This window comes from Sphingomonas aerophila (assembly GCF_014199305.1).
Lineage (GTDB): Bacteria > Pseudomonadota > Alphaproteobacteria > Sphingomonadales > Sphingomonadaceae > Sphingomonas > Sphingomonas aerophila.
Map to the genome: position 1 here is coordinate 190,071 of NZ_JACIJK010000009.1, position 20,137 is coordinate 210,207.

General features: G+C 62.2%; 18 protein-coding genes. 8 read left to right on the top strand and 10 right to left on the bottom strand.

Annotation, left to right across the window (positions count from 1 at the left end; genetic code table 11):
- The first annotated feature begins 25 nt into the window (after nucleotides 1-25).
- Entirely contained in the window at nucleotides 26-2,404 is a 2,379-nt protein-coding gene (locus tag FHS94_RS15065) for a PAS domain S-box protein (RefSeq protein WP_184059327.1), read from the top strand.
- Nucleotides 2,405-2,500: 96 nt separating this feature from the next.
- On the opposite strand, the gene FHS94_RS15070 is transcribed toward FHS94_RS15065, so the two are convergent.
- From FHS94_RS15070 to FHS94_RS15085, 4 genes are all read right to left on the bottom strand, one after another.
- The gene (locus tag FHS94_RS15070) at nucleotides 2,501-4,189 is read right to left on the bottom strand and encodes a hypothetical protein (RefSeq protein ID WP_184059329.1); all 1,689 of its coding nucleotides are present in this window, start codon (nucleotides 4,187-4,189) and stop codon (nucleotides 2,501-2,503) included.
- Nucleotides 4,190-4,511: 322 nt separating this feature from the next.
- Nucleotides 4,512-5,492, bottom strand: a complete 981-nt coding sequence (locus tag FHS94_RS15075; protein WP_184059331.1) for a TniB family NTP-binding protein — start codon at nucleotides 5,490-5,492, stop codon at nucleotides 4,512-4,514.
- The gene (locus tag FHS94_RS15080) at nucleotides 5,489-7,774 is read right to left on the bottom strand and encodes an integrase (protein ID WP_184059333.1); all 2,286 of its coding nucleotides are present in this window, start codon (nucleotides 7,772-7,774) and stop codon (nucleotides 5,489-5,491) included. The genes FHS94_RS15075 and FHS94_RS15080 overlap by 4 nt, the downstream gene beginning before the upstream one ends.
- 125 nt (nucleotides 7,775-7,899) lie before the next feature.
- Complete coding sequence (locus FHS94_RS15085) at nucleotides 7,900-8,796, bottom strand: hypothetical protein (protein WP_184059335.1); 897 nt, start codon at nucleotides 8,794-8,796, stop codon at nucleotides 7,900-7,902.
- Between the two features lie 245 nt (nucleotides 8,797-9,041).
- On the opposite strand from FHS94_RS15085, the gene FHS94_RS15090 reads away from it, so the two are divergent.
- The gene (locus tag FHS94_RS15090) at nucleotides 9,042-10,358 is read left to right on the top strand and encodes a hypothetical protein (RefSeq protein ID WP_184059337.1); all 1,317 of its coding nucleotides are present in this window, start codon (nucleotides 9,042-9,044) and stop codon (nucleotides 10,356-10,358) included.
- A gap of 26 nt (nucleotides 10,359-10,384) precedes the next feature.
- Here FHS94_RS15090 and FHS94_RS15095 read toward each other — a convergent pair whose 3' ends face one another.
- Together FHS94_RS15095 and FHS94_RS15100 are read right to left on the bottom strand one after the other, a co-directional pair.
- Nucleotides 10,385-11,131, bottom strand: coding sequence for a hypothetical protein (locus FHS94_RS15095; protein ID WP_184059339.1), 747 nt, complete (start codon nucleotides 11,129-11,131; stop codon nucleotides 10,385-10,387).
- Nucleotides 11,132-11,818: 687 nt separating this feature from the next.
- On the bottom strand, nucleotides 11,819-12,139 hold the full coding sequence (locus FHS94_RS15100) for a ribonuclease E inhibitor RraB (protein ID WP_184059341.1): 321 nt from the start codon (nucleotides 12,137-12,139) through the stop codon (nucleotides 11,819-11,821).
- A gap of 702 nt (nucleotides 12,140-12,841) precedes the next feature.
- On the opposite strand from FHS94_RS15100, the gene FHS94_RS15105 reads away from it, so the two are divergent.
- The gene (locus FHS94_RS15105; RefSeq protein ID WP_184059343.1) at nucleotides 12,842-13,312 is read left to right on the top strand and encodes a hypothetical protein; all 471 of its coding nucleotides are present in this window, start codon (nucleotides 12,842-12,844) and stop codon (nucleotides 13,310-13,312) included.
- A 279-nt stretch (nucleotides 13,313-13,591) separates the two neighbouring features.
- Here the strand turns inward: FHS94_RS15105 and FHS94_RS15110 are convergent, their stop codons facing one another.
- Complete coding sequence (locus FHS94_RS15110) at nucleotides 13,592-13,789, bottom strand: hypothetical protein (protein ID WP_184059345.1); 198 nt, start codon at nucleotides 13,787-13,789, stop codon at nucleotides 13,592-13,594.
- 264 nt (nucleotides 13,790-14,053) lie between these two features.
- Here FHS94_RS15110 and FHS94_RS15115 point away from each other — a divergent pair, with 264 nt between their 5' ends.
- Both FHS94_RS15115 and FHS94_RS15120 read left to right on the top strand, forming a co-directional pair.
- Nucleotides 14,054-14,854, top strand: coding sequence for a COG4705 family protein (locus FHS94_RS15115; RefSeq protein WP_184059347.1), 801 nt, complete (start codon nucleotides 14,054-14,056; stop codon nucleotides 14,852-14,854).
- 19 nt (nucleotides 14,855-14,873) lie between these two features.
- Nucleotides 14,874-15,581, top strand: coding sequence for a hypothetical protein (locus tag FHS94_RS15120; RefSeq protein WP_184059349.1), 708 nt, complete (start codon nucleotides 14,874-14,876; stop codon nucleotides 15,579-15,581).
- A 280-nt stretch (nucleotides 15,582-15,861) separates the two neighbouring features.
- Here FHS94_RS15120 and FHS94_RS15125 read toward each other — a convergent pair whose 3' ends face one another.
- The 3 genes from FHS94_RS15125 to FHS94_RS15135 form a co-directional block, all read right to left on the bottom strand.
- Nucleotides 15,862-16,080: a helix-turn-helix transcriptional regulator gene (locus tag FHS94_RS15125; protein WP_184059351.1), complete on the bottom strand. Its 219-nt coding sequence runs from the start codon at nucleotides 16,078-16,080 to the stop codon at nucleotides 15,862-15,864.
- Nucleotides 16,073-16,501 carry a hypothetical protein gene (locus tag FHS94_RS15130; protein ID WP_184059353.1) on the bottom strand — a complete coding sequence of 143 codons (429 nt, stop codon included), beginning with the start codon at nucleotides 16,499-16,501 and terminating at the stop codon, nucleotides 16,073-16,075. Before FHS94_RS15130 ends, FHS94_RS15125 begins: the two co-directional genes overlap by 8 nt.
- A 262-nt stretch (nucleotides 16,502-16,763) precedes the next feature.
- The gene (locus FHS94_RS15135) at nucleotides 16,764-17,183 is read right to left on the bottom strand and encodes a hypothetical protein (RefSeq protein ID WP_184059355.1); all 420 of its coding nucleotides are present in this window, start codon (nucleotides 17,181-17,183) and stop codon (nucleotides 16,764-16,766) included.
- A 231-nt stretch (nucleotides 17,184-17,414) separates the two neighbouring features.
- Here FHS94_RS15135 and FHS94_RS15140 point away from each other — a divergent pair, with 231 nt between their 5' ends.
- The 3 genes from FHS94_RS15140 (at nucleotide 17,415) to FHS94_RS15150 (ending at nucleotide 20,026) form a co-directional block, all read left to right on the top strand.
- Entirely contained in the window at nucleotides 17,415-17,660 is a 246-nt protein-coding gene (locus FHS94_RS15140; protein ID WP_184059357.1) for a hypothetical protein, read from the top strand.
- A gap of 659 nt (nucleotides 17,661-18,319) precedes the next feature.
- Nucleotides 18,320-19,552 carry a hypothetical protein gene (locus FHS94_RS15145; protein WP_184059359.1) on the top strand — a complete coding sequence of 411 codons (1,233 nt, stop codon included), beginning with the start codon at nucleotides 18,320-18,322 and terminating at the stop codon, nucleotides 19,550-19,552.
- 192 nt (nucleotides 19,553-19,744) lie between these two features.
- Nucleotides 19,745-20,026, top strand: coding sequence for a hypothetical protein (locus FHS94_RS15150; RefSeq protein ID WP_184059361.1), 282 nt, complete (start codon nucleotides 19,745-19,747; stop codon nucleotides 20,024-20,026).
- The last annotated feature ends 111 nt before the right edge of the window (nucleotides 20,027-20,137 follow it).

Here is a 20,137-nt window from a genome sequence, read left to right on the forward strand (position 1 = left end):
CGCATGCGACGCGGGGGAGACGAGGATGGCGGCCGAAAGCAGCGTTGAGCGGATTGCCGCGCTGGAGGCTGAGAACGCGGCACTGCGCCGGCAATTGAGTGGCGTACACGCGCGCACGGCACGGCAACTGCGGGGCATTGCCGACGCGTTGCCCGTGATGATCTCCTTCCTCGACCGTGACGAGCGCTTCGTTTTCGCGAACAAGGCTTATGAACCCTGGTTCGGCCTCCCGCTCGACCAGATCATCGGGCGGCGGCTGAGCGAGGTTATGCCTGCCGAGGAATATGCCCGTCGCGCTCCCTTTGTGCACCGCGCGCTTGCCGGGGAGACGCTGCGCTACGAGCAGGATTTCCGTCACCCCACAGGACTGCGCCGCACCATCATCCACAACATTCCCCAGGTGGTCGAGGACCATGTGGTGGGTGTTTATGCGATGGTGCAGGACATCACCGATCAATGGCATGCGCTGGAGGCTGCGCGCGAGAGCGAGATCCGGTTCCGCCGGATTGCCGACAGCGCTCCCGTACCGATCTGGGTGACCGCGAGCGACCGGACGCGAGAGTTCGTCAACGAGGCGTATTGCGCGTTCCTGGGCCTGACTTTCGACGAAGCCTTGCGGTTCGATTGGCGCACGATCCTGCACGTCGAGGATCAGGAACGCATCCTAGCGGAATCAGTCGCGGGAGAGGCCTCGCGGCAGGCGTTCACGCTGGAGGCACGGTACCGCCGCGGCGATGGCGAGTGGCGTTGGGTTCGGTCCATCTCGCAACCCCGTTTCGACGGGGACGGCATGCCTGAAGGCTTTATCGGCGTGGCGACGGACATCACGGCCGCCAAGAATGCCGAGCGTGAGGCGCTGGATCGGGCGCGTGAGCTACAGGCAAGCGTTGACCGGCGGACGCTGGAACGCGACCGACTATGGTCGCTGTCCACCGATGCCTTTGCAGTGTGCGACCTGAACGGGGTCTGGCTGAGCGCCAGTCCGGCGTGGACCACGATCCTGGGTTGGTCGACCAGCCAGCTTCTTGGCCGAACCTCGGCCTGGATGGTACATCCGGATGATCGGGCCGCGACGGAACAAGCGAGCAAGAATTTGCTGGCGGGATTGCCTCAGCGGGCCTTCAGCCATCGCCTGCGATCCGCCGACGGCGGCTACCGTATCATCTCCTGGAGCGCGGTGCCGGAGGGCGACCGGGTGTATTGCATTGGTCGCGACGTGACGATCGAGCGCGAACGGGCGGATGCCATGCGCCAGGTCGAAGATGCGCTGCGGCAAAGCCAGAAAATGGAAGCGCTGGGTCAATTGACCGGCGGCGTTGCGCATGACTTCAACAACCTCCTCACCCCCATTCTAGGAACGCTGGACCTGTTGCTGGCGCGCTCCCCGGCCGGAGAGCGGCAAACCCGGTTGCTCGACGGGGCACTGCAATCGGCGCTCCGCGCCAAGACGCTGGTACAACGCTTGCTGGCCTATTCACGCCGCCAGCCGTTGGAGGCGAAGCCTACGGCGCTTAAGCCCTTGCTGGAAGGATTGGGCGACCTGCTGCGCAGTACGATCGGCCCGACGATCACGATCGAGGCGGATCTGGCCGACAACCTGCCCCCCGCCATGGTCGATGCCAACCAGATCGAAATGGCCGTCCTTAACCTCGTCGTGAACGCGCGCGATGCGATGCCGGCGGGCGGTCGCATCCAGATAAGCCTTTCCGCGCACGATCAGACTGAGCGCGGTCAGGACGTCTCGCCAGGGCAGTATCTGATGCTCGCTGTGGCCGACGAGGGAACGGGCATGGATGCCGAGACGCTGGCGCGAGCGGCCGAGCCTTTTTTCTCTACCAAGGCCAGTGGTGCGGGCACGGGCCTTGGGCTGTCGATGGTTCATGGACTGGTCGGGCAGCTGGGCGGGGCGCTGCGCATCCACAGCGAAGTCGGCAAGGGTACCCGAATCGAGATGCTGCTACCTGTAAGCGGGCAGTCCCCCGACACTGCCGTGCGAGGCGATGGCGAAGTCGCGGCGGGTGACGCGCTGACCATCTTGCTGGTCGATGACGAACCGCTGGTCCGCGCCAATACTGCCGCCATGCTGGCTGAGTTGCACCATCAGGTGGTCGATTGCGGTTCAGGTCCGGAAGCCATCAAACTGCTCGAAGCTGGCCTGTCGCCCGACCTGCTCGTCACCGACCAGGTCATGCCGCAGATGAGCGGCGTTGAACTGGTCACCGCGGCGCGGCAGCGGCGTCCGACACTGCCGGCGCTGATCATCTCGGGCTATCCGCAGGGCGACGAACCGCGCCTGGTGGTCGGGCGCCTGGCCAAACCTTTCGGCGTACGCGACCTCGCGGCCGCAATGGCGCGGTTGCCGGTTCCGGGCGTTGCTGGCGGTGTTGGGACCAGAGAAGGGTGACCACGGCGTAAGAGGGTGATCTGCTCCAGACACTCTTACTCAGACAACCCGAAGGCGCTCAGATGGCAGGTCCCACAACCCGGAAATGCCCTCTTGTCATGGCGTACCGGTGGGCAAGCCGTGTTCGGTCGAACGCTTCTCGACGGCGGCTCTAAGCAGAGCCGGGAAGTTGACCTCGACGTCAGCCCTCAGCCAGCCGAGGCTGGCTTTTCTCACGTGGCAGTGTTCCGACATGATCTTGACGAGCGGGTGTTTAGGGAGAGCGAGAAGTCGACCGAGTTCCGGTATGGTGATCGTGCGTTCCGCAAGCTGGAGCACTGAGGTCATGGAGGCCCAAAGTCCCTGCCCAGCGGCCACAAACTCCAAGTCACCGGCGCCGATCACCTCCCTAATCTGCGGGTTGTTGCAGTTCAGGATTTCGCATGCGTCCAACTGCGAAACAATGTCGGTGAACAAGAAGTCGGGGAACCGCCGATTGTCGAAGTTCTCGGCCATCACAGGCTCAAGATCGCTCGGGCGCACAAGGACGCGGCGGACCCACCGCCAGCCACGACTGGTCCGGTCGTCATGGTCTGAGCTTGGCCATAACGGCACGTCGCCTCGCCGCATAGCCCCTATTAGCGCACCCCAAGGCTTCAGCTTGCCGCCGGTGGTACGAGTCACTGCGGCGAGCTGCACAGCATCGCCGGGAGCGGCATTCCGGCGCATACGGGCATCCAGGTCGACGACTAGCTGATCGACCGATGTTGTGATCAAGCGAAGATTGGAATCGAGCACGGTCGCGATCGTCGACAGCTCCGGATCGACTTCGCCGAGGCAGACAAGCTGTTCGACTGCGTATCGAGGAATGCTCAGGCGCTGCTCGAGCCGGGTGCAGGACTCTGAACCACGCCAAAGCCGGATCACGCGTTGTGACTCCACATAGGGGTACTGGCGGTAGATCCGCTTGCCCTTGCGGGTTTCGACGCCCGTGATCACGTCGTTGAATTCCAACTTCCTCACCTGATCGATCGCAATTCCGGCTTCGCGCGCGATTTCGGACGCGAGCATCACCTGGCCGGTCAGGGCGAAGGAGCGGCTGAGCGTTACAAAGGCCTCCGGAAGCGCGGTCCGGAGCACCGCGGCCTGATCAGCCGGCACTAGATCGGGATCACCGAGGCGGCGTAGCCGGCGTCCCAGAGTGCGGCGGGAATTTGGGTCGGCCTCGGCGCTGTCCAACTGTCGCGAGATTTCCTGGCGTAAGTCGTGGGGCCAGCGTGACAGCAAATCCATTCCGCGGGCGATCCGGGTGGCCATCGCGACGCTCGTCGCCGTCAAGGCAGCAGCATGGGCCTCGGAACGCTCGCGGGACGTGGGTTCAAGTGCGTGCCCCAGCCCCAACACGAGGCTAATCAGCGACGTCGGCGATAGTGCCTGTATCTCGGCAGGCAATGCGGCCAGAGCAGCCTCGCGTTCCGAGGGTACGGCTGAGATGACGGACGCAAACCGGCGGTAACCAGGTGCATGCTGCTCGGCCAACGGCGGCTCGCCTGAAGGGTTCACCACGGCTCGACATCCTTCACAGACGCCGATACCCCAACCGAACTTCCATGCCAGCTTTGCGCCGCAGGCGTCGCACGTGTCGACGAGCTGATCGAGCGTCTCGGTGCAGTAGGGCAGGAGGAGGCAGAGCCAGTTCGAGCGGTGATGTGGCGCCTCCTCAACGCGCGGGGCGAGATGCGGCGTGTCTTGAGGTCCAAGTGCTGACGGAGGAGGACTCCCGAGCCCCATCGGACCGGCAGCCACAAGTTGCCTCCACCTCGACCGGCCGAGATGGGCTCAGCGAGGTAAGGATGCTGACGAAGCACGACGTCCTGCACGTCGCAGCCCAGCTTTTCGGCGAGCCGTGGGGCTAGCCCGCCGAGTTCCTGGCCGACGACGCCGGGCCGCAGCAGGGGCAGGCCGACCTCGCTCAGGATCACGTTCAGGTGTTTGAGAACGTTGGCTCGTGTCGAGGCGGCGACGGCGCCGATCAGGCTTTCATCCGGCGCGAACCGGGTAGGTACTACCAACGGACGGATGCTCGGCAAGCTGCCGGCTTCAGCAGCTTGGATCTCGCTCTCCATCCTCACAATTGACCGAAGGGGTTCTTGATGACGTATCCCTTCGGAATCGCAAAGGTCTCGACCGCGTAGGCCAGATCGTACGTCTCGATGAAGTCGGCATCCCGCTGGATGGCATGCTCCAGAGCCGCCTCGACGATGCGACAGACCCGACCGACGTGGCCGCCGGACGCGGCGAGCAGGCCATTGAGGATCTTGGCGTCCTGGAAGCCGGACAAACGTCGGACGATGTCGGCGTCCTTCATCGCAGTATCCAGATCCTTGCAGAAGGTCTTGAACGCCACCGCTTCCGCCCTCTTGGAAATGTCTATTGGCGACAGCTCGAGGGGACTACCAAGCCGACCGGCGAATTGGATATTCGAGTTGAAGAACTCGTCCGCCTCTTCGTTGCCCGCCATGACCACCGGCACGATGCCCGCGTCCAGGAAGCCCTTCAGCTCGTCCGTGATCTCCTCCTTGTCGTTGGACGAACCCTTGAGGTGCTGCACCTCGTCGATGATCAGAAGCTCCACCCCCCTTAGGACCATGAACTCCGCCAGGCGGAGCCGCACGTCGTCGAGATTTCCCACATCGTCGTGCGGATCGCCCAACATGCGGAGGATCCGGCGGCAAAGCATTTTCAGGGTGCCCTTCTTGTCAAGCCTGACATAGAGGATCCGGTAGGGGTTGAAGGGTTCACCCGCTGCCTCCGCACGCGCCATCGCCTCGTCACGGAAGCTGGTGAGCGCCTTTGATTTTCCGGCTTGGCTGACTTGGCTCAGTCGGAGCCCGGGCAGGGGCACCCCGCGTTTGCCGAGACAACGGATGCGTAGGACCTCCATGCGCCCCTTGATCGCCGTCTGCGGAGCGTACGGGATGAGTAGTTTTTCGAAGGCGTCCATTGCGATGCCGACGCGGGAGATATGCGGCTCCTCGTAGATGGGCAGCGCATGACCCGTGATCGGGGACGGCATGCTGCCGCCCCCGGTGTTCAGATCGCGGTTCATTCGGAGTCCTCCCCGTCGGTGTCGACGAAAGGTTCTTCGTCGGCGTCCAGGATGGGTTCCTCGCCGATTTCTGGATCTACGTGCTGATCATCGAGGCCAATCTCGTCCCAGTTGAAGTCGGGCAGCGGCCTGGCCGACCTGCCATGGTCGTCGCCGCGCGGCGGCGGGAGCATGCACCCGGGCACCTTGGCATCCTTGCTGGTGGCTTGGACCGGCAGACCGGAGTCCTGGCGTTCCCGAGAGACGGTGACCTGCGGTGACACCCTCGCGATGTCATCGAGCGCCACCGGAGGGCTCGCGCCACCGACGTCGCCCGCCAGTCTCGCGACCTGGGTCGACTGGTAGAGAGCCGCCAGTGTACGGCGCTGCTGGAATCCCAGGTGGGGCGCCATTTCGTCAATCAGCCGCATGGTCCCGCGTTTCGAGGCCAAGCGGTGCTTCTGCGACGCGAACGGTTCGTTCCGCTTCTTGGCCATGCGCCGGAACTCGCGGTGCTCCCATTGGGTGAGCTCGTAGGTGTACTCGGGCTGGGTGGATGGGAGAGTGACCCACTCGTCGATCGTCGTGTCCCAGACTTGCACCGAGTCGAGATCGCCTGCCATGACGTTGCACATGACCTCGATCGTGATGCTGCCGTCCTTGCGGCGGCCCCGCAACGCTTGCGACTGCGCCATGTTCTCGAGCAGCGCCCGGACAGCAACCGCCTCCCGGTAGCGGATGCCGTCGATCTCGACGCCGTCGCGGGTCAAGAGAGCAGACACACGACGACCGAGCTGCCGTCTGACTTCCGCCATGTCCGTGAACACCGGCGTCACACGAGAGGCGTTCCGCCTCACAAAAACCATTGCGGGCGACTGCCCGCCGAGCGCCGTGGACTCATCCGTGTTGAAGGCGTCGATCACCTGCTGCACGATGGCGCGCAGTTGTGGGAGGGTAAGACAAGCAGCTCCGATCGCGTCGTAGCCGATCTCGGTGGCGCGCTTGGGGTCGATCAGGGTGCCTGGACATTGCGCGAGCGCCTCTTTGAGGGTTCGCCAGAATCTTTCGAGCGAGGCTTTCGCGGTCGGCGTGCCAACGGGCGCTGGCATGACACCGATGCCAGCATCAAGAAGGGAAGGCAGTACGGACGGGCCGAACAGTGCCTTCTCGTTGTCTCCCAGAAGGCGCGCCGGCTTTCCGAATATCCAGGCGAGTTCGGGGTGCTCGGCCAATCGCTCCGGATCGACCGTCGGGGGCGTCATGCAGTTGATCAGCGCCTCGATCGAGGTTTCGGATCGGTTTGGCCCGGCATAGACGTGGAAGCCCAGGATGGCGTGGCTCAGGGCCTCCATGATCGCGACGATGCGGACCTTGCAGGCGGGAAGCGCCCAGTCGGCGTCGAAGACGATTGTTTGCTCCAAGGTGGTCGCATCGACGAGCGCCAGCTCCAGCAGGTTCGAGACGAGGAGGCGTTCGCCGGAACCGGCAAACATCTTCTCGGCCGCCTCGGTGCCATGTTTGGCGGCATAGGTGTCGAAGCACCTCAGCTTGTGGACACGCTTCCGGAGCGCCTCCTTGCTGGGCATCTGCAGCTTGACCGCTCCAGACGCCAGCTTGTCGTTGTACTTCGTGATCTGCTCCTCGAGCCACGCGAACGCGTGAATGATCTGCGCCCGCGGTCTCGACCAGAAGAACAGCGCGGCTTCATGAACGAAGGCATTAACGACGGGATTGAGCTGGGAGTGGCCGCGCGGACGGCCGGTCGTTGCAGCAAGCGACGACGCCCGCTTGCCGCGCTTCTTCAGGTAACGAATCCAGCGACGCAGTGTGCTTCCGGCGGGCTTTGAATATTTGAGATCATCCGCGACCTGGCCGTAGTTGGCATGAAGCCAAGTCTGACACTCGTCGTCGTTCTTGCCGATTCCGTCCGCTAGGGCTCGGCTGGCGAGCCCAAAACGCCAGGCGGATTTGGGATCGCGATCGACGACGACGGTTGGGTCGAGCAACGCGTAGCGGCCCTGCCTTTCCTCGGCCGTCTCGGGCGCGGTCGGGAACGTGATGCGCCCTTCGCGGTACATCTCCCGTAGCCAATCGAGGGTCGGCGCCTGGAGCGCGCCCGTCTTCGCATCGCGCACCTGCAGGTGGCCGTGGGTACGCATGTCGATGAGTTCGATCGTCCCATCGTCGTGGAGCTTTTCGATGCGGACGGTCCGGTCCTCGATGGTCAGGACTTGGCCCACGATCAGGGGAACGGGAAGGACAACCGGGAGGGCTGTCGAGGCGTTGATCTTGTCGATGCGCATGGCAGTTCCTTTTCAGTGTTGCGCCCGTCCGGCGGACGAGCGTGGTCGACGCCAGGTCAAGGTGACCGGGCGGGATCTCTTGGTTGGAGTTGTTGGGTGCCGCGGCCGTGAGGCCGCGGCGGGGTTCAGGCCGCTTCCGAGAGTTCCAGCGCGCGGATATCGGCCGAGTGGCGCTGGACGGGGGCAGGGCCGACGATGGTGTCGGCCGTCACCGGCAAGTTGAGGTCGAAGGACAGGCCGCGTGCGCAGAGCAGGGCATGAACGACACCGCGGGCGTTCGCACGGCCGGGAGCGACAACCTCTTCGACTCGACCCAGCGGAGCCGTCCCATGGGCCGCGAGCAGGTTGGCGACGGCGTCCACTCCGCTGGGTGGAACGTGGGTGAAGCGGTCGATGAAGGCCCGGCGCACGTTTTGGCGACGCACGACCTGTCCGTGCAACTTGGTGCCAACCACCTTCTTGAAGGTGATGCCGACGGCGGCGCAGGTTCGCTCGGCGTTGGCAACGATCGGCGCATAGTTGCGGTCGACGAAGTAGGACATGTCGGCCTTAACCTCACCCGTGACCACGCCGTCATCGACGTGAAGACCGATAAAGTCTGGAGTGTATGTCCCGCCAGCCTCCCACGAGATCACCGCGCCCTCGAGGGCAAGGTTGACCCACACAGGGTCCACTTCCATCTCTTCGAAGTTGGCCTGCTCGTGCGGACCGCGTCCCGATACTGTTCTGCCCGCCTTGCGGGAGAAGTCCGCGAACGTTCCGGCACGCTCGTGAAAGGTCACGCGCAGCGGCTGATCGACGGATTTCAGCGTCCCGTACCCCCAATCCGGACTGGCCGTAACGAGCGTCGCCTGCTCGACAACGTCTCGGTGGAGCGGGTGGATGCGGTTCTTCCCCCCGATCTGCCAGACTCGAGGATGCAGGCATTCGACAAGCGGCGGGATACGGACGGTTACGTGACCGCCCTCGGCGGCTTTGTCGCCGTCGGTTGCCGGATGCGAGTCGTGTTGAGTTGAGGGCATGTTGTACTCCTTGGCTATGCTGATCTGTTGCTGGCGACCTCGTTGATGGCGTTGAATCGACTTTGGACGGGCTTGTGGCCGTATCTCCACATGTCCCTTAATTCAAAGTCTCGCGGTTCATCGTTCCCAATTAGTTGTGCAACAACTATTGGGTAGTCCAGCCGAAACGGGAGGGCAACAGGTTTTTTGCACAGTTAGCTGGGAACGGTATCGTCGACGATCGGTGTGTTGTATCGCTCGTCGGCATGGACAAAGGCGAAGACGGTCAGGAGCCGAGCCCCGCTGAATGGCGTAGGCGGCGGATCGCGCGGCATCTTAAGGAGGGGCGGGGGCTCGAAGTCGAACTCGCCGTCTTCGCGACCCTACCCGCCGACAAGCAGCGGATCGTCGATGATCGACTGGCGATCATCGACGCTCTGCCTGGCGGCGACGAACGAACCATGGAGCATGTCGAGCAGGCGGCGAGGGCTCTGGGTCGCGGTGTGCGCAACCTCTATCGGCTGATTGACCGGATGAAGGAGGTGGGGCCAGTCGGCGGTCTTGCGCCCGGGTTTCGCGCCTCGAAGCGAGAGGCGCCGGTCCGCAAGGGCTTGGGCGAGCCGATCGAAAAGTGGATCGCCGAGAAGCTTCGTCGCAAGCCGGACGCGTCCGTCGCCGAAATAGCCGATTACCTGAGCAGACGCTTCGACAAACACACTCGAACAAGGTCGACTGGCTCGGCCGAGACGTTCGCCGAGTTCGATCTGCCGTCCTCGTCAAGCCTGTATAGGAGGGTGCACGCGATCCGCAGCGGCGAGGCTGAGCTACGTACTCGAACGCGTAAGATACCTTTCGGTGGACGAATGGTGCTTGATCAGGTTGCGCTGAACGTCACGGTCGGAACGGTCTTCGGCCGATCGAACGATGTCGTGGCGACCCTGCTGGTGGACCGTGCAACGAGTCTGATCGTCGGGGTCGGTCTGGCAGTCGAGAACAGTATGGGGATGGGCCTGCAGGGGGCCGTCGCAGACGCGATCCGCCGACGGCTGGCAAAGATCGGCGACTCTGGCGTTGTCCTCGCAGAGACCCTGTCCCGTGTGGAGTGGGTCGTGCCGCCCGGGCTGGAGGATGTGGCCGACGCCGTGTTGGAGGGAGCCGCTAAACTCCAGCCACCGCCCGAGATCGTCATCCGCTCGGCCGGGAGAAGGCGCCACGGAAGCGAGGTGGTGCGCCTTCTTGGGGACAGGCTCGGGCAGTTCGCTTTCCGTGTGCGATCGACAGGCAGCAGACCGCTGTCGGAGGAGGCGTCAAAGTATGCCGATGGTGAACCCGCGTTGACCAGGCGCGCTTTGCTGGGAGTCGAGGACGTGCTTCCCGCGTTGCGTCTGGCGGCGGACGAGGCGAACGCTGCGCGACTGATGAAGCTGGCCAAGGCCGGCGACGACGCCGAAATCCGTCAGGCACGCATCGAGCAGCTCGCTTTGGCGCTCCGGACGCTGTTCGAACCCGTCTTGCTGCGCATCGAAGAGCAGTTCGATCGGGGCCTCGAGGATTACCGTCGTCCGGTAAGAGTGTTCTTCTAAAAGGCAGGTCAAGCCTGGCCGCCTGTCTACGCGTCTTGCAACTCGGCGTTGCGTTCATCCACGAGGGCATGAACCACCTCGCGGACCTGGTCGAATGGTAGAGGCGGAGGCACATCCGGACCGCCGACCTCCTTTCTACGAGGGGCCAGTGGCACGCGCCCGATGCGTAGACCAAAGATGGCCCGCGTCGCAGCCCCGGCACGTAAGCTGCGAATTGGGGCAATGCTGACCGATCGGTCGGGGTTTTGCGATAGTTCACCGACGACCTGCGGGGGGATGCCGCTGGAGGACACGATGCTGGCTCCCTTGGCGTTCGGGTGCTTGCGCAGCACTCGTATGACATCGTCGGGAGTGGGCAAGCCCGCGATCAGCGCTCGCCCGGGCATCACTCCGGTGCTCACGTCCACCAACGTCAGCAGATTTGCGGGATAGGAGTGGCCATCCTGCTCGACATCGATGGCAAGCGGACAGCAGTCGAGGATGGCACCGGCGGATACGCCTAGACGCGGCCCGAGTTCGAATGCTTGGTTTGGGCGTCCGAAGCGCGTCCACACTGCGTTCCTGCTCGGCTGTGGCAGCCCCCGCTCTCGACAGATCTCAGCCGAGCGGTTGCGCACCTGCGCTTCGATTGCGCCGGGCCCGAGTTCAGCGATCGCATCCTCGACCGCTTGGGCAACCTCTGGCGCAAGGTGTTCATGTCGCCCCTGCGATGACGCACGGACCTGCTCTCCCTCTTGGCGCAGTCTGAAAATACGCACAAGGTTGTAGAACATTCGGGGACGCAGCCCGAGAGAAGCTGCTGCTGTTTCTGCAGCGCCTACTGAGTTATCACCGGAAGCGATAAAGTCCCGTATCGCTGTCGCTCGACGCATAATCTCAGCCCAATGTTGCGGAGGCGACTGCATCATCTCCCGCCGAAGGTGGTCTTCCATGCTTTTCTCTCCCGAACAAAGTCGGAAGACTTACGCTACTCACCACCGTCACCACTCGACGTCGCCGAATTCGAGGCATTGCTGATCCATACCGGCGAGGGTGCCGCGAGGCTGTTGATGATTGCGACCCGGGAAACGACTTATGCTGTTTGAACGGACTTGCCGCAGCATCGTTGACCGCAAGCATGGCCCCCGTCGTCCCGACAGAAGACCGCCGATGCTGTGCTTCTTCAACCGGATGGCGCGGTATGACAATCGTTCTCCGGTCGCATTTTGGCCAGCGCGAGGCGATCTTGGAATTTCCGATACCCTCTGCGCGTCGCTCAAAGTTGCAGCCGCATTTACGCCGCCCGCAGGTGGATCAGCGGATCATGGAAAACGGGATTTGTGCGGCGTAGGCGGCCGGTTGGGAGCCCACCTGCCGTGGCAAGGCGGTCGCTTTCGAGGTCGATGCTAACGGCTGCTGATAGGTGGAGAACGGAATGGCGGCTTTCGGGAGTGCGGAAGAGATAAGCGGACGTTCGCACCTTAAGGGTTCATGAAGCCCCACCCGTCTGCATAGCCGCCATACACTTGCGCCAGCGCGTGCAACTGCTCCTCTGCTGCGGTCACGTTTGCCGCTGAGGGCACCAGCTCCTTGGATGCTGTCACGTCCCAATGGCCCTCGTCGCGATCAACTTTTTCGACGGCTGCTCTGAACCCAAGATGCTCAACATCCGAAGCGAAGGCCTCTGCCGAGAGCCGGTCAGCAAAGAGGTGGCTGAAATCCACCTCCCGCGAAGGGGTAAGATCGTTCCCACCCTCGTCAATTCGTTTCAGAATTTCGGCATTCTCATCGAGCAGCGACATGTCAGTCCCTTGGCCTACAAATCTAGACGGCAGCTTGTTTCGAGCAAGCTGAACGACTGCCAGTGGGCGCTTCCCGCTGCGGCAGCCGTCCCGATTGGGATGCTATTTCGGGACCGTCCGGGTTCGGGGGGTTAGTGAACATTCGCGCGCGACCAAGCAGGGATCACCTGTTTGGGGCTAATTACCCGCTCTAGCCGCACGCTCGGTCTCCCAAACGCAATTCCCGCCACTTGTCCGTCAACGCGAGCCTCATAGAACAGGCTCGCGCCGTCAGCTTCGGGGTCCCCGCCTACTTTTGAAACGGGCAGACGCAACCCGTCTGGCAAATCGGCTGTGACCCCACCATCGCAGGCGACCGGGAACATCATTGGATGTATGTCTGGCGCAGCAAAGGTCAGGATAGTGCCGTGAAAGCGCTTGCCCTGCTGCAAATCAGCGGCCCGCCAGCACGGCGGAAGCGTGACCCTGTTCGGCCCGCAGGCACCAAGCCCCACTAGCATTGCAACAGCGAGCAGTGGACGAGGGCGCCGCATGGCCGAGCTTATCCACAGAAGCTGAATGTCGCAATTGGGCGTAATGGTCATCGCTGGAATGCTCGCCATTCCCTCCTGATTCGATATTCATGCCATGAGCCCTAGTCTTGCTAACCTCTACAATCGAATACAACTGTAAACTCAGCTCGCAGCAAACAGCAGAACCGACATGATGAAGCACTACAGCATCTTTGCCGACTATCACCAGTTCTACCTGTGGGATCACGAGGCGAACCCCGACGTCCCTACTAGTTACACAGAAGAGGATACGATCCGCCGTATTAAGGCGGCTCCATTCGTGGTTGTCGTTCAACCCGAACGCAACATGAACGTTTCGGTCGAGGTCGAAATTACGGGCGAGGCGCCTGAACTTGCGCTCGATGCCTGGGATCATGTTGCTGAGGCCAGCCTCGACTTACCGTCGGGCAGGCTGGAAATTTACGAATGCACTGGGGAGTCGATCGACATCCTGACTGTTCCGGCAGGCACGTATCGCGTCAGAACTTATCACAGTGGGTTAGGGACCTTGAGCGACGACGGACTAGATGGAGACGATCACTACCGGATTGTGCTGTGGCCTGCGCCCTTCACGGACCTCGCAGTTTTAAAGCAATACGTCGATCCACGCGTTGTATCGTGAACCAGAGGCTTTGCCTTTCACTGACGACAGTAATCTATCGAGAGGCTGCTACCCAGCAGATTGGGGCGAGATCCGCCGTCCCACAAGGGATGGAGACCGTCCGAAAATTTCTAGCGCGCTTTCGCTGAGGCAAGATAAGTGCGCCCGGTCAGACTCGCCGGAAGCTAGGTGTCCACCGGCAACGTGCGCCGACTGCCACTCACGTCGAGTTTTCGGACAGTTTCGATGATAATCTGGGAAAGCTCGCCAATAAGGTGCGGAGCGGTTCTCCAGCAGCAGCTAAAGGCTAATGCCCCGCTTGTTCATCTCCTCGGCCGCGATCCTCGATATGGTCGAACCCGGTACGCCGGCGAATATGTCTGCAAGGTCGAGAAGGTCCTCATCGGGCAGCGCAGCAACCTCTGCATAGAATGTCGCAACGTGCTTAAGGGCACGCGCGCCTTGGTCGGCGCGACGCTTGGTCCGGGTAGTCAGCATAATTCGCTGATAGCATCCTAGCTCCCCGAACGGCAGTCCGATAAGCAGATGCGTGTTCCCATTGAGGACGGTATTTTGGCACTGTCGGGGTTTGGGTGGACAGCCGTCTGTCCGCTTTCAGGCGCGGGCATGACGAAAGCCGGACGTCGTGCGGCTGCTACTTGATCACCCGCACTGCGGAGGCTCCTTCTCTGCCAGGAACTTGTGCCATGACCGAGATCGTGGCCCTCCACGCGACCGCGTTCCTCCGCTAAGAGCAAGTCTATGCCCGCGCCCGACTGCCACGCCGTCAAGGTACCAGCCATCACGCTGGGCTTCTGGATCATCAAGATACTCGCGACCACGCTCGGCGAGACAGGCGGTGATACTGTTTCGATGACTTGGCTCGGAGAGACCACGGCCGAGGCAGGACAGGCTGGCATAAACGGCTATCTCGTTGGGACCGGCATCTTCGGCCTGCTCTTGGTGCTACTCGTGTGGCTGCAAATCAGGGCGCGCGCCTTCAACCCGTGGCTATACTGGGCGACGATCATAGCCTCGACCACAGCGGGTACGACCCTCGCCGACTTCGCGGACCGGTCGCTCGGCATAGGGTACCCGGGCGGCTCGCTGCTATTGCTCGTGTGCGTGCTCGCGTCGCTGACGCTCTGGCGCTGGAAGCTCGGCACAGTCGCTGTGAGCAGCGTCGCAGGCGTCCGCGCCGAGTTCTTCTACTGGATCACCATCACCTTTTCGCAGACTCTCGGTACCGCCTTGGGCGACTGGGCGGCCGATAGTGGCCTTGGCTACGGCGGTGGCGCGCTGGTATTCGCGGCAGGCTTGGCGGTGCTCGCAATGCTGTACCGGCTCACGCGTGTCAGCCATGTGGCGCTGTTCTGGAGCGCCTTCATCCTCACCCGGCCGCTTGGCGCGACAGTCGGAGACTTCTTCGACAAACCGGTGGCAAAGGGTGGCCTCGACGTGAGCCGCCCCGTCGCGTCGCTGATCCTTGCTGCCTTGATTGTTCTTCTCATCGCCGTTCTGCCACAGCGCGCCAGCTCCATGTCGGGTGTCCAGCGTGCGTAGGCTTTGCGTCGCTACGGCGGTGACAGCCGCCCTCAGCCTGACTACGCCCTCCTGGGCCGGCCCGCCCTTTCTGACTGATGATCCGGAGCCGACCGACGTTGGTCATTGGGAGATTTACGCGCCCTTGCTCGAGGTTGACGGTCGGGGGGCGGACTATGGCGGCGCAGTTGGGGCGGAGCTCAATTATGGTGCCCGGCCCGGCATGCAGGTGACAGTTGGTTTGCCGCTGTCCTTCGCGCACGATCGGGCCGGCTTCACCTCCGGCCGCGGCGACCTGGAATTCTCGGTCAAGTACCGCTTCGTCCACGATCAAGCGCACGGCATCTCGGTCGCGGCGTTCCCAGGCGCAACGCTGCCGACCGGCGCTCGCGCCTTGAGCGCGCACCGGGTCACGGCTCTCCTCCCGGTTTGGGCGCAGAAGAATGTGGGGCCATGGTCCGTGTTCGGTGGCGGAGGCTATGCGCTCAATCCCGGGCGCGGCAACCGCAATTATTGGACGGGCGGCCTCGCGGTCACCCGCGCCGTAACGCCACATCTGCTGCTCGGGCTCGAAGCTGACCGTCAAGGAGCGGACACACGCATTGGGCGCATGTCCACGAGCTTCGGAGCGGGCGGTATTCTCCAGATTAGCCGCACATTTCGCATTCTGACTTCAGCCGGGCCCACCTTCGGGAACGGTGGCCGACCCGCATTTCACGGGTACCTTGCGGGCGGCCTGAACTTCTAATTCGAGAGCAGCTAGGCCAGCTCTCCCCGTGTTCCCACTCGAGCAGGCCGTGGGAGAGGCCCAAAGCTGCGTCGCACAAGAGTTTGGCCAACAGCCCTGGCGATAACCGGTCAGCGACGCACTCGTCGTAGCTATAATCTCTTAAGGTGTGTCCGGTTTCGTGGAGCGCCGGGACGGCTGTGAATGTCTGGATTTGGGCGAGAGCGGAAGGGCTGCTTTGGAGGAGGGCAGGCGACTATCCGTCCCGCTCGGGACGGTAAAACGGGAGGATCGTGGACGGCTATTGTCCGTCCCGGTCAACAAGATGAAATAGGCTTTCGACGGGTCTCTCCAAAACGCGCGCTGCCTTAAGGGCGACAACGGTTGAGGGTACAAAGACGCCATTCTCGACGGTGTTGACGGTTTTGCGGCTTACACCCATGCGCGCCGCCAGCTCCGCCTGGGTCCAACCCCGCGCCTCGCGAGCTTCGCGCAGTCTGTTAGCGAGCTCGTCAATCAAGGCTTTTGCGCTCTAAAAGTCCAAAGCTCAGGAGCGTGATGGCGAGACCCAAAGACACGATCAGATGCGCCGCTCGTTGTGCCGTGATCGGTTCAAACGGGGACGCCGCAAAGACGATCATCGCCGTGAGAATTGAGGCAACAAACCCACGCCGGATGGCGATTGCTCGATTAGCTTCGGTGACCTCGTCATTGGCAAGGGCGCGCACGTCGCGTGGCAGGAGAAAGCCACCTCCGGTGACAAGTGCCCAGAGCATGACAACCACAATCACCGTCCAGGCAGCCAGTTGAACGATGGATACCGCGCGCCAATCCGAATTCCAAAACAGCGACTGTTGGGCGAGTAGCAATACGGCAAGGAAGGGCATCATCAGCGCCCGGCGACGGCTAAGCGCGTCTGCACGATCGATTGCAGCGGTCATGTGAACCTCCATACGTAACTCGTGAGTTACATGTTACCTATGGGTTACCTCTGTCAAGCTTGCCCTCCAGTAGCTGGCCCACGACGCCCCAGTTTCGGCCGTTTCCTGCTGTCCCACAAAGGAAGGGCGATCGAGATGGCCGAAGCTGTCCCAATTGGGATGCTATTTTGGGACTATCGGGGTTGGGTGGCTAGGCGACGGGCTGTTTTTAGGTAGCAGCCACAACAAAGCGGACTTTCCGGCCGCACCTGATAGACTAACGCTATCTGCCTTTAGCGCATAGAGCCTGCCCCTTGGGGCCAAAGTCTATACGATTGAAAAAGCCTTTGTCTTTCGTGCTGCCGTCAAAAATAGAACCGAAGAAATGATTTTGCGAACCGCTTTTTTTAGCAAGATAACCACGAAACTTCCCGTCTTCGGTCGCATGACGCACGCTCACGCCATCGCGGCGAAGCAATTGCGGGCCGTTGCCTCGGACCTGCGCGGCGTTGCCGCCATATACGCCCCACCAGTGATCGGTTGATCCGCCCGGTCCCTCAAACCTGAAGACAGCGAAGTCCGGTCCCCTTTCGATGAAGGCCCGCTCGTTGGGAGCAAGTTCAACCCAAGCCAATCCAGCGCAGACGCCGCCATCATGAGTGGGAGCTGCCTCGGGCGCGTCAGCGGCGGCGGCGAGCAACATGAGTATCGGTAGCACTCTCTTCTCCCCTAAACCGTTTTCTATGTCAACCACTGAGAACGGCAGCAACCGGGGTCGACTTGGAGGCGCTCCAACGTCGTCATGTGGGCGAGTGCAGAAGGTCCGCTTTGGAGGCGGGCAGGCGACGCCATCGTCCCGATTGGAATGATATTACGGGACTGTCCGGGCTTGGTGGAACGCGGACATGCAAGCCGTTCGGTGCTAAGCGGCCGTATGCAGTGGTTCGAGAGGTTTGCTACCGAAGGATTGCTGCTCCCGGCGTTAGAGGTCGCGTTCGGATCGCTGGTGGTACTGCGTGCATCCTCAACGCGCCAATTGACCAAAGATCAGTTGGATGAGGCGCCAGCGTGGATACGTTGGCTCGCGCAGTTGAATAGCGAGCGCCTGCACAGGCGCTGCGGTTGGGTCATGATCGTCTCCGCGCTATTAATCGCGATCATGCGCATCTCCGCCCAGTAGCGACGTCCGACTTTGGACGAGAGCTGCCGTCCCAATTGGGATGATGTTTTGGGACTGTCCGGGTTCGGGTGGACAGCGCAAGTACGACTTAGTTCTTGGACTTAGTCGCATCATGCCGAGAGACAGCCAATGCAATCCGATGGTCGATGCAGGCAAGGAGGCGGGAACTGGTCCGCATGCCCCGCCTCACGCAGACGTCCGCTGCCCGGCATGCCTGGCTGTCAATGAAAGTATCGCCGCTGGACACTGCGACACGGCAATCCATGAGAAAGTCTCCGTCAATGCTGATGTCCAAGCGGAGCTTCGACAAGTGCTGTCCCTTCACAACCACATCTGGCGAGGGCTCAACAGCTTGAGGCTGGCCGGAAGCCTGCAACAACAGAAAGGGTAGGATCAGCATACGGTTCTCAGGAGGCTAACTGCCTAACCATATTCCTACCGTCAGCTCAGGCACGAATGTTCGCAAGTGGGCGAGAGCTGCCATCTCACAAACGATGGTATTTTGGGACAGCCGGATCCACTAACCTTGGAAGGCCGGATCTGCCCAAGAGGGCTGTTCCGACCGGCAGGGAGGTGGACGTCCTGAGATCATGAGGGCGACCAATCAGTTGTTCTGCGTCGCTGTAGAAAGCTGGCCCGCGGCGCTCTAGCATCCGTCAATGCGCACTGCTCAATTCGCCTTTCTACCGCCCTTTCTAGCCCTTGTTGCAGCTACCGTGCTGGGCGGTCCCGGCGCCAGCCAGGGGACCCACTCAAAGAAGGGCGTTCAGCTTGTCGGGCCGTTTCAGCGCGCTACGATCCCGGGCTCCACGTCAACACTGGCGTACAAGTTCGGCGACCTCTTCAAGCTCGACCCAAATCACCCGCTCGCAGGTGAGATGGCGAGCCAGACACTCAGCTTGTTTGGGCGCGAAGACCTGATCGCCCCGACGAGCTCCGACTTCAAAGCGGCTCCTTGTGCGTCCCTAGCTGGCTCGGCCGATGCACTCACTGCGATCGAAGCCGGTGCGGCCAAGACATCGATCGTCATCATCAATGAAAGCCACGAACGCTCCGAGCATCGTGGCTTTATCGCGGAGGTCGCGACGCGGTTACGCCCGCTAGGCTACGATACCCTGGCGATCGAAACGCTGTCCAACTCTCCACCGGGCACGCAAGAGCGGTACCTTCCCACATTCCAAAGGCAGCCAGGTCTGCCCTACCTTGTAGACGAGGACGGCTATTACCTGTCCGAGGCAGGCTTTGGGCGGCTCGGAAGAGTGGCGAAGAGACTTGGTTATCGTCTGCTGCCCTACGAACCAAACGAGGACAGCGAGTCCCAAAAGACGATGACGCGGGAGCAAAGCATAGCTCTTCGGGAAGAGGGACAGGCCCGCAACTTGGCTGTCTTCGTCAAGGACCACCCAAGGTCGAAGCTGCTTGTTCATGTCGGCTACTCGCACGCGGCAGAAGTCCCGCAGGCTAACGGGGCAAGGTGGCTGGCTGTCCGACTAAAGGAAAAGACGGGCATTGACCCGCTTACGATCTCACAGACCACCTGCCGTGGCTCGGGCCAGAGCCGACGTTTGTCGGCGCTTCCAGCGGGCGAGCCAGCAGGGACATTCGACCTGGTTGTCGACCACCCGCAAGCGTTCTTCGAGCGGCACCGTCCCGTATGGCGGAAACTCATGGGCGATCAGTTGGTCAGCATTCCCCGCGAACTGCGCCCGGCCGCAGGATGGCGGGTGATCGAAGCCCGTTCAGTGGGCGAACCAATCACCGCTGTTCCCATGGACAGGGTCGCGATCCGCCCCGGCGAGGACGTGGCGCTGCTTCTGCCGTCGGGCCGCTACAATCTACGCTATTTGGATGCCAGAGCACCCGCAGCAGCGACCGCAAAGCGAGTTCCATAACGACGTCGTCAGATAGCCCTCCGGCATCGTGTCGAACGTAGCGGCCGATCTGCATACCGACTGGATCGGAAGAACTGTCCCAATTGGGATGCTGTTTCGGGACTGTCTGGGTTTGGCAGGAAAGCGGACATTGGCGCTTGGCACGCACGCAGCTAATCCGTCTGCGACCAATTTGCGTTCAGGGGTTGAGTCATGGCGATTGAGCAGGACTGCGCGAACAAGATCAGCGTCCTGGCCGCCTACGACGCGATGTTCGCCTTCATCGAGAGCTGGTTTGAACGGGGTGGTCGGACGTCCGAGGACATAGCGCAGCTGTTGAGCACCTTAGACAGGAGCCATAGCCACGACGGCTACCCAGCCGATGGAACAGTCTGGAACGACTTCATGGATATTGCCTACCGCAAGGTGGAGGAGGAAGGGGGACGCGATCCCCTTCGGGGGATCAACCCGAAAGGGTCACGCGGAAACCCGTAGGCGAATGTCCGCAACTGGGCGATTGTGTTGAAGAAGTCGGGGTTGGTTCCGAGCCGAGGCTATCGCTGAATGGGCACGGCGCAGCTTCGACCCGGTCAGGCGGGTAGCGGC